Source organism: Psychromonas sp. SR45-3, assembly GCF_014163575.1.
Classification (GTDB): Bacteria; Pseudomonadota; Gammaproteobacteria; order Enterobacterales; family Psychromonadaceae; genus Psychromonas; species Psychromonas arctica.
On sequence record NZ_JACJDP010000012.1, the window covers coordinates 20,997 to 33,376 of the forward strand.

The 12,380-nt window shown below is 38.8% G+C and carries 10 protein-coding genes; 3 read left to right on the forward strand and 7 right to left on the reverse strand.

The annotated features are described in order from the left end of the window. Position 1: 1 nt before the first annotated feature. Positions 2-1,327: a metalloprotease PmbA gene (gene pmbA / locus H5084_RS08700; protein WP_028869761.1), complete on the forward strand. Its 1,326-nt coding sequence runs from the start codon at positions 2-4 to the stop codon at positions 1,325-1,327. Positions 1,328-1,405: 78 nt separating this feature from the next. On the opposite strand, the gene punR is transcribed toward pmbA, so the two are convergent. Next, the gene (gene punR / locus H5084_RS08705) at positions 1,406-2,311 is read right to left on the reverse strand and encodes a DNA-binding transcriptional activator PunR (protein ID WP_182690194.1); all 906 of its coding nucleotides are present in this window, start codon (positions 2,309-2,311) and stop codon (positions 1,406-1,408) included. Positions 2,312-2,410: 99 nt separating this feature from the next. On the opposite strand from punR, the gene punC reads away from it, so the two are divergent. Continuing rightward, positions 2,411-3,628 (forward strand): purine nucleoside transporter PunC, encoded by a 1,218-nt coding sequence (gene punC / locus H5084_RS08710; RefSeq protein ID WP_028869763.1) that lies wholly within the window; start codon positions 2,411-2,413, stop codon positions 3,626-3,628. A 266-nt stretch (positions 3,629-3,894) separates the two neighbouring features. Here punC and H5084_RS08715 read toward each other — a convergent pair whose 3' ends face one another. Then, entirely contained in the window at positions 3,895-4,941 is a 1,047-nt protein-coding gene (locus tag H5084_RS08715) for an alkene reductase (RefSeq protein ID WP_182690195.1), read from the reverse strand. 762 nt (positions 4,942-5,703) lie between these two features. Here H5084_RS08715 and H5084_RS08720 point away from each other — a divergent pair. Further along, entirely contained in the window at positions 5,704-7,458 is a 1,755-nt protein-coding gene (locus tag H5084_RS08720) for a methyl-accepting chemotaxis protein (RefSeq protein ID WP_182690196.1), read from the forward strand. 290 nt (positions 7,459-7,748) lie between these two features. Here H5084_RS08720 and H5084_RS08725 read toward each other — a convergent pair whose 3' ends face one another. The 5 genes from H5084_RS08725 to rsfS are packed head-to-tail and all read right to left on the reverse strand — an operon-like array spanning position 7,749 to position 12,339. Further along, positions 7,749-8,540 carry a septal ring lytic transglycosylase RlpA family protein gene (locus tag H5084_RS08725; protein ID WP_182690197.1) on the reverse strand — a complete coding sequence of 264 codons (792 nt, stop codon included), beginning with the start codon at positions 8,538-8,540 and terminating at the stop codon, positions 7,749-7,751. Between the two features lie 7 nt (positions 8,541-8,547). Beyond that, on the reverse strand, positions 8,548-9,651 hold the full coding sequence (rodA, locus tag H5084_RS08730; RefSeq protein ID WP_028869767.1) for a rod shape-determining protein RodA: 1,104 nt from the start codon (positions 9,649-9,651) through the stop codon (positions 8,548-8,550). 2 nt (positions 9,652-9,653) lie between these two features. Next, a complete protein-coding gene (mrdA, locus tag H5084_RS08735) occupies positions 9,654-11,540 on the reverse strand; it encodes a penicillin-binding protein 2 (RefSeq protein ID WP_182690198.1) in 1,887 nt (628 codons plus the stop codon). A 2-nt stretch (positions 11,541-11,542) separates the two neighbouring features. Further along, the gene (gene rlmH, locus H5084_RS08740; protein ID WP_028869769.1) at positions 11,543-12,013 is read right to left on the reverse strand and encodes a 23S rRNA (pseudouridine(1915)-N(3))-methyltransferase RlmH; all 471 of its coding nucleotides are present in this window, start codon (positions 12,011-12,013) and stop codon (positions 11,543-11,545) included. Continuing rightward, the gene (rsfS, locus tag H5084_RS08745; RefSeq protein ID WP_028869770.1) at positions 12,013-12,339 is read right to left on the reverse strand and encodes a ribosome silencing factor; all 327 of its coding nucleotides are present in this window, start codon (positions 12,337-12,339) and stop codon (positions 12,013-12,015) included. Before rsfS ends, rlmH begins: the two co-directional genes overlap by 1 nt. Positions 12,340-12,380: the final 41 nt, after the last annotated feature.

A 12,380-nucleotide genomic window follows, 5' to 3' on the forward strand; every position in this document is an offset into this window, starting at 1 on the left:
CATGATTGAACAGAAACAGTTACTAGAAAATGCCGTTAATACGGCGCTTAATATTGCCAATGATTTAGGTGTAAGCCAAGCTGAAGTTGCGTTAGGGAAAAGTGCTGGGATTTCTGTGAATACCCGTTTAGGTGAAGTTGAAAACATTGAGTTTAACCACGATGGTGCGATGGGGATCAGTGTTTATGTTGATCACCGTAAAGGCAGCGCTTCTACCGCTGATTTAAGTGAAGAGGCGATTGCTGCGAGTGTAAGAGCGGCGGTTGATATTGCCAAATATACAAGCCAAGACCCCTATGCAGGGTTATTAGATAAACGCTTTTTAGAGCAGGATCCTATTGATTTAGATTTATACCATGCAAGTGATAAAAATACCGACCAACTGTTAGCATTAGCCAAGCAATGTGAAGATATTGCGCTGAACTTAGATAAACGCATTGTTAATTCAGATGGTGCAGGTGTTAATAGCCACAACAGTTTACAAGTGTACGGTAACAGCAATGGTTTCTTAGAAAGTTACGGCAGCAGTCGTCATAGTTTAAGCTGTGTCTTAATTGCACAAGAAAACGGTGAGATGCAACGTGATTATAGTTATACCAGTGCCCGCGATATGGATGATCTTTTTTCTGCACAATGGGTTGCGGAACAAGCTGTTAAGCGCTCGGTTGAACGTTTAGGAGCGCGTAAAATAGCCACCCAGGAAAGCCCTGTATTATTTTGTCCTGAAATGGCCAGTGGATTATTTGGTCATTTAGTGGGGGCGATCAGTGGCGCAAGCTTATATAAAAAATCTTCGTTCTTACTAGACTCAATCAATACTCAAATATTCCCTGACTGGCTGTCAATTTCTGAAGACCCACATATCGTTAAAGGTATTGCTAGTTCACCTTTCGATAGTGAAGGCGGACGTACTATAAAACGTAATATTATCGACAATGGCTTTTTACAAACCTATTTATTAACAGGCTATGCTGCACGTAAAATGGGCCTAGAGAGCACTGGCCATGCTGGCGGTATCCATAATTGGTTTGTAAAGGATGGCGGACTCGATTTAGCCGGTTTATTAAAAGAGATGGGCACTGGATTATTTGTTACAGAGTTAATGGGGCAAGGCGTTAATATGGTGACCGGTGATTACTCGCGTGGTGCGGCGGGCTTCTGGGTCGAAAATGGGGTGATTGCTTACCCTGTTCATGAAATTACTATTGCTGGTAACTTGAAAGAGATGTTCATGGATATTAGTGCGGTTGGTTGTGATACCGACCCAAGAAGTAGTTTACAAACGGGTTCTATCTTAATTAAAAAAATGAAGATAGCTGGCGCATAAATTACACATTTAAATTGCTTTGTATATTTTGATTTTATTAACAGCTGGCAGAAGAGTAACTGACAGCTGTTTTTATGTTTACGCCAACCATTGCTGATGTAATTTTTCACTATCCCCCAAATAGTTTAATAACCACTTTATTGCCGGTGGTAGAACACCATCACGCCACGCTAAGCAACAAGGGCTATTATCTTGAGTACTAAAAGCTAACGTTTTCTTTACTAATAGTCCTTGTTTGATTAATGGCGTTGCACGATGTGTGGGCATTAACCCAACTCCCAATCCTGCGATAAAAATCTGTTCTGCACTATGCCAGTTAGGCACTACTAACCGACGTTGGTTATTGAGTAGCCAGGTGGTACGTTTTGGCAATATGCGCGCACTGTCTTCTAAACAGATACTTGGATAGATAATTAGCTGTTGCTCGGTTAACGCTTCGTTATGCTTTGCTAAGGGGTGATTTTTACTGACAACAAAGTCCCATGACAATTCACCCATACTCCGGTAAGCCACACCGCCATCAATCGGCACTGCAGACGTTGCGCCAATGGCGATATCAGCACGGCCATCAACTAATGCATCCCAAACACCATTAAACACTTCCATGGTGAGTAATAGTTCAATATATGGGAATTGCTGATAAAAATCTGCAACCAATTGATTTACCGAGGCTTCCCTTACAACATTATCTAGTGCTATAGAAACACTACTTTGCCAGCCATTAGCAATCCGCTGTGCTTGTACTTTCACCTCCGACATCTGTTTAAGTAGCAAACGTGTTTGTGAGACAAAGTACTCACCCGCGGGTGTGAGCTGTACTTTCCGGTGTAGGCGCTTAAACAGCAATACATCTAATTTATTTTCAATCAATTTCACCGTGTAGCTGATTGCACTGGGCACTTTATGCAACTCTTCAGCGGCACCAGAGAAGCTTCCGCGGCGGGCAACCGTATCGATAACAATCAAATCATGGTGAGAAAACATACACGTCAACTTTTTTGATAGTAAAGGTTAAAATATACCGTTTTAATCTCGTTTTGTACAAGAATATACTGTCGGAAATTTATTATAAAGAGTACTGAAATGATTAAAAAACAAGCTAAAATTCCTTATATTTGGTTATCTGGATTGAGTATGCTGGGTTTTCTTGCAACGGATATGTACCTTCCCGCTTTTGATGTATTACGCCAAGATTTAACAACAACAAATCAGATGATCGGTTGGTCATTAAGTATTTTTCTGCTAGGTATGGCGATAGGTCAGCTTATTTATGGGCCATTAAGCGAACGACTTGGTCAAAAAAAAGTACTTATTTCTAGCTTAGCTATTTTTAGTATTGGTACCATTATCTGTGCAATGTCGGGTAATGTAGAACAATTATTAGTAGGGCGTTTTATACAATCTTTAGGTGCTGCGGGGGCGACAGTTATTTGGCAATCTTTTGTTATCGAAAAATATGATGATAAAACATCTCAGCACATATTTGCTACGGTTATGCCGTTAGTCGCATTATCTCCTGCATTAGCTCCATTATTAGGCGGTTTTCTTGAAGTACAATTAGGCTGGCAGAGCATTTTTTATTGTTTACTTTTCATTGGTGTTGTTTGGGCGATTCGAAGTAGTTTAATCGACTTTAGTAGTAATAACGTTATTCAACAAAAGGTCACTGTTCAACCCTCAATCTCGATTTTAAAACAGTATGTTAGTATTTTAAAATCAAAAAAATTCAGCGGTAATATGATCATTTATGCGGCTTGTTCAGCGGCCTTTTTTGCATGGTTAACCGGATCTCCTTTTGCAATGAGTGCAATGGGGTATTCAGGTACTGATATTGGTTTGAGTTATGTACCCCAAACTATCGCTTTTATCATTGGTGGATATACCTGTCGTACATTACTAAATCGCTATAATACTGAGCAAATACTGCCATTGTTACTGAAAACTTTCATTTTAAGTGTGATTTCAACTTTTGTAGTTGCGATGGTAGGCACTGGTAATAGTATTGTTCCCTTGCTAATTCCGATGTGTTTTATGGCAGCAGCTAACGGTGCAATTTATCCGATTGTAGCAAATAATGCATTGGTATCTTTCAAAAGTAACAGTGCATCAGCATCTGGCTTATTGAACTTTTTACAGATGATGTTGTGTGTACTAGCTAGCGCAATGGTGTCACTTTTCAGTGAGTATGGTGTAATAGCCATGAGCGCAGTTATGGCATGCCAAGGGGTATTTGTTATTGTTGGTTATAGTTTGATAGCAAAAGACCGTAAAGTGACAGAATTAGAGGCTAGTGCCGCTTAATTTAGAGATTGTTTTCTAGCGTTTTTTTGTCGTACAACAAAAGCGCTAGGGTATTCGTTCTTTAATTTTGCTAATAATGCCTGTGCCTCTTTTTCGCTGTGCACCTTACCAAGTTTGTTTGCTTTATTCGCTTGCGAAGTTACTAGATATTAAAGATAAAAATATCCAGTTAAAAAGACAACCTATGTTAATGCAAGGTTGTCTTTATTTTAAGCTTCGTTTTATAGGATATATACCCGTTACATAGTACAAAGCGCGGTCTGTTATTATTTTAATTCTGTTAGCATTTCATCGCTATAAGTAAGGGTCTCTTCACCGCGAATCATTTTGCTGATGTAATCTGGATTAGCAATAAACGGACGACCAATTGCAATTAAGTCAAACTTATCAGTATTAATAGCCTCTTTCGCACTTTCAAAGCTGTAACTTCCGACACCGACTAACGTACCTTTTGAGTAGCCTGAACGTAAATATTCAGATGTTGTTTTACCCTGTAATGAGTCAAAACGTGTACTATCATCGAAAATACCACCGTGTAAGTAAGCTAAGTTTCTGCTCTCAAGTTGCGGTAGTAAATAATCAAACACCGCTTTATCACGTTTATCTTCACTCATATTAAAATAAGCACCGGGTGTTAAACGTAATGCAGTACGTTCATTACCAATTGCTGCGATCACTGCGTCAACTACTTGTAATGCAAAGCGTGACATATTTTCAGGTGTTTGCCCGTATTCATCGTCACGTGTATTGGCTGCATAATGTAAAAATTGGTCGATCAAATAACCATTTGCACCGTGTATTTCTACACCATCAAAACCCGCTTCTATCGCATTCTCAGCCGCTTTTGCATAATCTGCTATTAAGCCTTGGATATCTTCAATCGTCGCTGCTTTAGGCGTGATATAAGTTAGCTCACGCATACGCGGAACAGAACCTTCAACTGCAATTGCAGAAGGGGCTAATACTTCACCATCGAAAAAATGTGGATGTGCCACTCGACCCACATGCCATAATTGCGCAAACATTTTACCGCCATTTTTATGCACGGCATCGGTTACTTTTTTCCAACCTTGAATTTGTTGCAGGGTAAATAATCCGGGTGTATTAGGGTAGCCTTGTGCATCGGGGCGAATAATAGTCGCTTCACTAATAATTAAGCCGGCATCAGCTCGACGCGCATAATAATCAACCATATCCTTTGTAGGGACTAAATCATCATCAGCCATACAACGGGTCAGTGGTGCCATTAATACTCTATTACTTAGCGTGATAGTGTTGTTTAATTTAAACGGTGAAAGTAAATCAATAGCCATTATATGTTCCTTTGTTGTCAATCATTGTTGTAACTAGTTGTTGTAACTAGTTGTTGTAACTAGTTGCGGTAAACCAAATTACTTTTTGCAAACATAGTTAAGTAATGGGGATGGTTTAATGCTTATCAAGGTTTGTTTGAATGATTGTTCAAATGAAGTTGTAAAAGTGAAGTTGTGTTTAAATAATCAGCGTAAAGTGCCAAATAACGTCAGTTCTGGATAAGCAAGGCGATACAACACCGCTATTTCCGCGGATTTCTTTGTTAAATCATCTCTCAATAACCAGTTATTGCTTCAATAATTCTCCTTGAACTATGCAAAACTAACGGCGCTGTATAGTCAAAAAATATAATTTTATGATTTCAAATACAATTCCGCTTTCATTAATCAGGATTGAGGTTAAATAGTATTTATAAATGGTTGGTTTTTATTTGCTTAAAAGTCTGTGTATTTTTTTAATGTTTCAAAACAATGAGTAATATTTTTTGTGATCTACTCAGCATTTGTAGATGTTAATTAAATGTAACAAAAGCATTTAATTAAAAGCTCACTACACTCAATCGAGTCAGCAGTTGTTCATCCCCCTTACGAAACTCTCACTGAATGTGTTTGCGCTACGTTTAATAATAAATCCATTTATTTCAACTTATTTGTTTGCAACGGGTTTTGATGACATCCCAGCTAGGCTTTACAAGAAGAACTCTGATCATATTTATACAACTGAGTAAATAAGCAATTAACTAAAAGCAAGCGAGTAATTACATGCAAAATAGTTTTAAGAAAATACCATTTAAAGCAAAAATATTAACATTGGTTATTGCCATCATTACGATATCAGTAATGATTTCCTTCTTAAGTGCAAATTATTATATTAAAGAGTACATTTATAAAAATGATACCCAGAATATTCAAGCTCAGCTTAATCTAGTTAAAGATCAGTTGATTAATGATTTTGAAAATAATGTAAAACTTGCTCGTAATAGTAATTTTAGTTTTTCTGAGATACAAAAGACAGTCGATTCCACTGGGTTTAGCAATATTATAAAATTTAAGTATGGGTCGGTATTTGATAAAAAAGGCAGTATTGATGCCCCGTCAAATAACGAGAAATATATAGCACAAATTGCTGCGGCAAAAGATCCATTATCAATCAGTAATGTCTATTTTGAAAATCAGATCCCTTACATCAATATTACTAAAAAAGAAGCTGATGATGCTGGTGATATTTTTGTCATTAACCTTACAAAAATACACCACCTTTTTGAAGTGTCTGCCGTGGAAGGTAGTTATGTTGTATTAAAAGATTCAGTGGGCACTGTTTTATTTTCTAATAAGATAGATGGTGATTTAACGCCTATTAGCAACACCTTTAGTATTGAGGGTAACGAATGGGTGCTGACCGGCTACATCGACAATAGTTATATTCAAGGTAATACCGATAACCTTAATAATTCCATTACTATCGCATTATTAATTGCTGCTGCTGTGATTATTCCGCTCAGTGTATTTGCCCTTAATATTGCCTTCCGTCCTGTTGTGGCATTAAGAAATGTGATCACAGATTTAGCTAATGGCAGTGGTGATTTAACACATCGGCTTAAGGTAGAAACAAGTGATGATTTAGGTAAGATTGCGGGTGGTATTAATAAATTTATTGAAAACCTACAACTTATGATGCTCGATGTTTCTCATTCGAGTGTCAATATTAACAATCAGATAAATACCTTAGAAGACCTGACCAAGTCTAGCCATCGCTTATTGCAGTCGCATAGCGAGGAGATGGAAATGGCGGTGACTTCTATTCATGAAATGAGTGCGACAGCTGATGCGGTGGCAGAAAGTGCAGCTAATGCCGCGAAACAGACAGAAGCGACCAATAGTGAAGCAGAGCAATCTAAAGTAGCGGTGCGACAAGCAGTTCAGAGTGTCACGGATTTAGTCGATGAGGTTGAAGATACCGGCAAGACGATTATATCAATGAGTGAAGACAGCACTCAAATTAGCAGTGTTTTAAATGTGATTGGTGAAATTGCACAGCAAACTAATCTACTTGCATTAAATGCAGCGATAGAAGCCGCAAGAGCCGGAGAACATGGTCGTGGATTTGCTGTGGTAGCTGATGAAGTAAGGGCACTTGCTGCGAGAACAAGACAAAGCACGATAGAAATTAATACCATGTTAGAAAAGTTAAGTGTTGGTTCTGAAGCTGCCGTGGTTAGTATGGACTCAACCAAACAAAGTTGTCTCAGTACTGCAACTACAACATCTAAAGTATCTACTTCGCTTGATTTAATGACCGAAGCTGTACTTGATATTAATGACTTAGTAGGGCAGATAGCAACCTCTGCCGAAGAGCAGAGTTCTGTGAGTGAAGAAATTAACCGTAATATGACAGCGATTCAAGGTATGGTCGATACTCTCAGTATTAATGGTACAGAGACGGTCAATAGCACTCATCATTTAACCGAGTCAAATCTTCAGTTAGTGGCTATTATCAATAAATTTAAACTTGAATAGCAGGCCAACAACGTTGCTGATGCCCATAGGGAGAGCTTGGAAATAAATGTGTTGGTAAGTACGCAGCATAAAAATCAGCAAGCAGGGAGTAGACTCTAGGAATAAAGGAATAAAGGAATAAAGGAATGAAGGAATAAAGCTAAAATGCCGCGTTGAGTAAAATACATTCAACTCGGCATTTTTATTTTCTGAGCCGCTTTCCTGATTTTAGAGAAACAAAGCTATGCCAGAAAGACATATTATTTCAAAAGTATGCTATGTCAAAAGCAGTTTATGAGTCGGTGTTGATATTAAGGCTCTTGATGAATAATGTAAGCTTTAGGGTATTCTTTTTGAATCGTTTTTAATAAAGCTTCTGTTTTTGCTTCACTACTTAATGGGCCGATACGTAAATAATACAGATTATTCTTTTTTTCAAAAAAGGTGGCTACGTTATGTTTAGTAGTCAATGCATTGGATAGCTGTGTTGCCTTTGCCGCACTCGATGTCACTAAATATTGAATAGTAAAGGTGCCGTATATACTTTCATTTTGTTGTTTGTCTAATAAGCTAGTACTTTCATGTTCAGGAAAGTGGATTAATTTTATTTCAACTTGTCCTGTACCTGCTTGAATAATGTCTAGTTTTTTAGCGGCTGCGTAGGAAAGGTCAATAATACGTCCTTTATGGAAAGGGCCACGATCATTAACACGCACAATAATTTGTTTTTTATTCGCTAAGTTAGTGACTTGCACGTAACTTGGTAAGGGGAGATTTTTGTGCGCTGCACTCATCGCAAACATATTATAACGTTCACCATTGGAAGTGAGGTGGCCATGAAACTTATTGCCGTACCAAGAAGCGCCGCCAGTTTCCGTTAGCTCGGTAATATCACGCCACACTTTGTAGTTGATTCCACGTACGCGGTAGTCTTTGTTACCACCTCTAGATTGTGGCTCATAGCGAGGGTTTACATCTTCTATATGTGCTAATGGTGGAATAGCCGTAGGGGCATGATCATCATGATATTGATAGCGTTCTCGATCATTACTACAGGCACTTAACAAAATACAAGTTAAGCTGAATAGAATTAAATTCTTCATTGTGGGGTCACCGTTTTATATTAAAGCGTTTATGAGTGTGAATAGACATTAGGATGCCAAATCCTGCTAATAGGGTAACAATCGACGTCCCGCCAAAGCTGATAACTGGAAGCGGGACACCTACCACAGGTAATAATCCGCTCACCATACCAATATTCACAAAGATATAAACAAAAAAGGTCAGGATGATACTGCCTGCGATCAGTTTGGTAAAGGCATCTTGCGCTTGATTAGCAATCCACAGACCACGACCAATAATTAAAATGTAAATACTCAGTAATAACAATACCCCCATAAAGCCAAATTCTTCTGAAAATACTGAGAAAATAAAGTCGGTATGTCGTTCTGGCAAAAACTCTAGCTGCGATTGTGTGCCTTCTAACCAGCCTTTCCCCCATTGACCACCCGAGCCAATGGCTATTTTTGACTGGATAATATGGTAACCTGCACCAAGCGGGTCGGCTTCAGGATTAAGCAAGGTTAATACTCGCCCGCGTTGATAATCGAGCATCAAAAAATACCATAGAATAGGAATAAATCCGATCACACCAGCCAGAGCAATAGCAATGTATAACCAAGAAATACCTGATAAAAACAGCACAAATAGCCCGGATGAGGCAACTAATATAGAGGTGCCTAAATCTGGTTGTTTAGCGATAATTAAGGTCGGTACAATAACAATAATAAGCGCAATAAAAGCTTGTTTGAGGCGAGTTGGTAGGGTGTGTTGGCTGACATAATAAGCAACCATTAGAGGCATGATCAGTTTCATTATTTCAGAAGGTTGGAACTTAGTAAAACCTAGATCTAACCAACGTTGTGCACCTTTACCGGTATGGCCTATCACTAATACTGCGATCAGTAGTAAAACACAAATGATAAAAATGCCTGGTGTCCAACGTTGGTACCATTCAGGGGGGATTTGAGCTATTACTAACATGACGGCCAAGGCAATGGCTAACCGAATTACTTGGCGATAGACCATTTCATAACCAGCCACTGAATATAATACCGTTAAACTAATACTCATTAATGCAAATAATCCAACCAATAAATACGGGTCGATATGTAAACGGTAAAAAATACTTTTTTGAGCCTGAGTGCTAACCATAATTAAGAGTCCGGTGCAGATTTAGAAGCGATGGGATGTCTACTTTTAAAGTACTCATCAAATAATGCGCGAGCGATAGGGGCTGCATTACTGCTGCCTCCACCTACATTTTCTAATATAACAGTGACCACAATCTCAGGTGATTCAAATGGGGCAAAGGCAACAAACATTGCGTTATCACGATGACGCTCACTAATTTTATCTGCATCATAAACTTCATCTTCTTTAATATTGATGACCTGCGCAGTACCAGATTTACCGGCTACAGTATACGGTGCATCACCAAAAGCGCGATAAGCAGTACCGCTACGTTTACTGGTTACACCTTGCATGGCTTTTAAAGCAACATCCCAATAACGGCTGCTGTGTAATGTGATCGCTGGTTTTGTTTCATACACTGGCGTTGAGGTTTCACCTGCAGAGGTAATTGAACGTAATACGTGTGGTTTAATATTCTCACCACGTCTTGCCAAGATTGCCGTCGCTTTTGTTAACTGAATAGGAGTGACTGTCCAATAACCTTGTCCAATACCAATCGAGATGGTATCACCATCGTACCAAGGTTGATTAAAGCGGCCTCGTTTCCAGTCACGAGATGGCATAATTGCTTTTGTTTCTTCAGCAATATCTAAGCCGCTGTACTCACCAAAGCCAAATAAACGCATAAAGGGCTCGATACGGTCAATACCTAACTTATAAGAGGCATCATAAAAGAAGGTATCGCAACTTTGTTCAATAGCATGGAACACATCCACTAAACCATGGCCCCAACGTTTCCAGTCACGAAAACGGCGTTTGGAGTTAGGAACAATCCACCAACCTGGATCTTTTATTTTCGTTTCTTCGGTGATCACTTTTTCATCTAACGCTAATAATGCCATTTGCGGTTTAATGGTGGAAGCTGGTGGGTAGCGGCCTTGCGTAGCTCGATTGATTAAAGGACGATCTTTAGAAGATAATAATGATTGGTATTGTTTTTGACTGATCCCCGTTACAAACAAATTAGGATCGTAGCTTGGTGCAGAAACTAAACTTAATACTGCTCCGGTTTTTGCTTCCATTAACACAATACTGCCGCGCATATCAGCTAATAATTCTTGTGTTTTAAGTTGTAAGTTAATATCGATGTTAAGGGTAATATCTTTACCGGGTGTTGGTGCTGTAAATTGTAAGGTGCGGATCACTTTACCCCAGCTATCAACCTCTACTTGGCGTTGCCCCGGTTGACCGTGCAAAATATCTTCGTAATATCTTTCAATACCTAATTTACCGATGTAGCGGGTACCTTGATAACGAGCACGTTCGCCACGTTGTTCAATTTTTTCTAAGTCTCGACTATTAATTTTTGCGATATAACCTAAGACGTGTGTAAATGCATTACCAAAAGGATAATAACGTTTTAAGCTCGCTTGAATTGAAAAACCTTTAAAGAGGTGTTGGTTGACAGTAAATAGTGCTACCTCTTCAGGCGTTAACTGATCGCGAATAGTGATTGCTTTAAACGATCGTGAATAACGATTTTGACTTTTAAATTTAGCCAATTCTCTGTCAGTTAACGATACAAGCTTGGTTAACCGTTCAATATCTTTTGTTAAGTTATTGGTTTTATTAGCAATGACTTGCAAACTATACACAGGTCTATTTTCAGCGAGAATGACGCCATTGCGATCGTAGATTAAACCACGATTAGGCGGCACTGTTTGTACACTGATCCGGTTGGCATTAGATCGTGTTTTGTAAGTATCGAAGGAGTTAATTTGTAGGTAATACAAATTGGAGATCAAAATACCCACTGCAAGCAGTATTGCTAAGAAAACAACTAGAGTTCTACGTAAAAAAAGGGCTGATTCAGCACTGTGGTTACGTATGCTATTACGCTTTCTCTTCAACTTTATTCCCTGTGATAAGGGTGGTTAATGGTTAGCGTGAAAGCTCGGTATAAGCTTTCAGCAACTAAGATTCTTACTAATGGATGCGGTAGGGTTAATGCAGAAAGAGACCAGCGCTGCTCTGACTGTTGAATGCATTCCGGTGCTAAACCTTCAGGCCCGCCAATTAATAGGCTAATATTTCGCCCATCGTGCTGCCACTTAGTCATTTCATTCGCTAATTGTTCCGTTGTCCACGATTTCCCTGTCACTTCTAACGTGACAATTTTATTACCTTTTGGAATCGCTTCTAAGGTTAATTCACCTTCTTTTTTCAAAATACGCTTAATGTCCGCGTTTTTTCCACGTTTACCTGCGTTAATTTCTAATAACTCAAGTTGCATCTCTTTTGGGAAACGCCGTGCATATTCAAGGTAACCTTTTTCAACCCAGTCAGGCATTTTAGTACCCACTGCAATTAGCTGAATTTTCATTACGCTGTTTCAGTCCATAGTTTTTCTAGTTGATAAAATTGACGTGTCTCATCTTGCATTACATGTGCAACCACAGTGCCCATATCAATTAATACCCACTCACTACCTTCAAGGCCTTCAACGCCCAGTGGCACTTCACCAGCATTTTTTGCTGCTAATGCAGTTTGTTCTGCAATTGAGCGTACGTGACGTTTTGAAGTACCAGTACAGATGATCAAAGTATCAGTGACATCAGAGATACCAGCAACATCAATAGTTACGATTTCTTTTGCTTTCATTTCTTCAAGTTGATTGATGATAAAAGCTTTTAATTGTTCGTCTTGCAAGGGAATTTCCTTCCGAGTTTATTAGTTAAATTGTATTAAGC

Coding starts and splice junctions, on each gene's coding strand:
- pmbA (WP_028869761.1), top strand. CDS start 2: ATGATTGAACAGAAACAGTTACTAGAAAATGCCGTTAATACGGCGCTT.
- H5084_RS08715 (WP_182690195.1), bottom strand. CDS start 4,941: ATGGCTATTGATTTACTTTCACCGTTTAAATTAAACAACACTATCACG.
- H5084_RS08725 (WP_182690197.1), bottom strand. CDS start 8,540: ATGAAGAATTTAATTCTATTCAGCTTAACTTGTATTTTGTTAAGTGCC.
- punR (WP_182690194.1), bottom strand. CDS start 2,311: ATGTTTTCTCACCATGATTTGATTGTTATCGATACGGTTGCCCGCCGC.
- rodA (WP_028869767.1), bottom strand. CDS start 9,651: ATGGTTAGCACTCAGGCTCAAAAAAGTATTTTTTACCGTTTACATATC.
- rlmH (WP_028869769.1), bottom strand. CDS start 12,013: ATGAAAATTCAGCTAATTGCAGTGGGTACTAAAATGCCTGACTGGGTT.
- punC (WP_028869763.1), top strand. CDS start 2,411: ATGATTAAAAAACAAGCTAAAATTCCTTATATTTGGTTATCTGGATTG.
- H5084_RS08720 (WP_182690196.1), top strand. CDS start 5,704: ATGCAAAATAGTTTTAAGAAAATACCATTTAAAGCAAAAATATTAACA.